This window comes from Deinococcus arcticus (assembly GCF_003028415.1).
GTDB classification, from domain to species: Bacteria; Deinococcota; Deinococci; order Deinococcales; family Deinococcaceae; genus Deinococcus; species Deinococcus arcticus.
This window is the reverse complement of the sequence record NZ_PYSV01000052.1, coordinates 1-1131: the sequence shown is the minus strand read 5'-3', so window position 1 is coordinate 1131 and position 1131 is coordinate 1. Positions and strand designations below refer to the sequence as shown.

General features: G+C 61.9%; 1 protein-coding gene. It reads left to right on the top strand.

Features of this window, described 5'->3' with window-relative positions; translation table 11 throughout:
- Positions 1-152: 152 nt before the first annotated feature.
- Positions 153-1130 carry an IS4 family transposase gene (locus tag C8263_RS18715; RefSeq protein ID WP_107139615.1) on the top strand — a complete coding sequence of 326 codons (978 nt, stop codon included), beginning with the start codon at positions 153-155 and terminating at the stop codon, positions 1128-1130.
- Position 1131 lies beyond the last annotated feature (1 nt).

The window sequence follows — 1131 nt, the reverse complement described above, 5'->3', positions numbered from 1 at the left end:
CTCAGTACCCGACACTTTCCGGCAGGGCTTGAAAAATTTCGGCTGACACGCGAGAACAGGACGCGTCACCCGATGTCCTCGCCAAGCTGACGCGCTGCTTCACCGCGCATTTTCCAGAGTTCCGCAAGAACCAGGTTGAGTTGCTCTCCCTCATGGTCCTCGCGCTTCTTGCGGGGAAGGACGTTCGGCATGCTGAACTCGCGGCGCGCTTCCCCGGAAGCGCGCACACCGCCTCCGTCATTCGGCGTGTGGAACGGTTCTTTGACCGTCATCCGATCCAACCAGCCGATGTCGCCCGGGTTGTCCTGACGCTCCTTCCCTCCGCGCAGCCACGCGAATTCATCCTCGACCGGACGAACTGGACGTACGGACAGACGGACGTGAACGTCCTGCTCCTGGCCGTCATCTGGCGGGGCGTTGCCATCCCCCTGCTCTACGAACTGTTGCCCCACGGGGGCAGCAGCCATACGGAGATCCGGCACACCCTTATGGACGATGCCCTGTGCCTGCTATCCGCAGCAGACATTCGGGTCCTGTATGCCGACCGCGAATTCGTCGGCTATGACTGGATTCAGGGACTCGCCCACCGTGGGATTCCCATTTGTGTGCGGCTGAGGAGCGACACGCTCATGGATGACTGGACCGCGAAGGACTGGCTGAGTCGCTTGCAGACCGGCACAGCCGGTCTGCTGGTCGAGGACACGGTGGTCTACGGGCAACCGATGCACGTGGTCCTGACGTACACGCAGGACGGGGAGGCCCTGATCATTGCCAGTAACGCAGGGGCGGTGACGACGATCCAGATGCGCTATCAGCGGAGATTCCTGATCGAGTGCCTCTTTAGGGCGCTCAAAAGCAAGGGCTTCCAACTGGAGGGAACGCACATGACGCTCCACGATCACGTGGAGCGCTTGCTGTGCCTGTTAACGCTGACCTACACCTGGTGTGTGTTGGTTGGGGTGACGCTGGACTGCCCAAAGAAGGCCCATGGTCGCCGGGCGTGGAGCGTGGTGAAGATGGGTTTGCGGGAACTGGTACGGTCGCTCGGCCGGGAGTCAGCCCGCCTGGGCGACTTGATTGACCTCTTGACGCCGTTCCACACGCACTCCCCAGAAAGTGTCGGGTACTGAG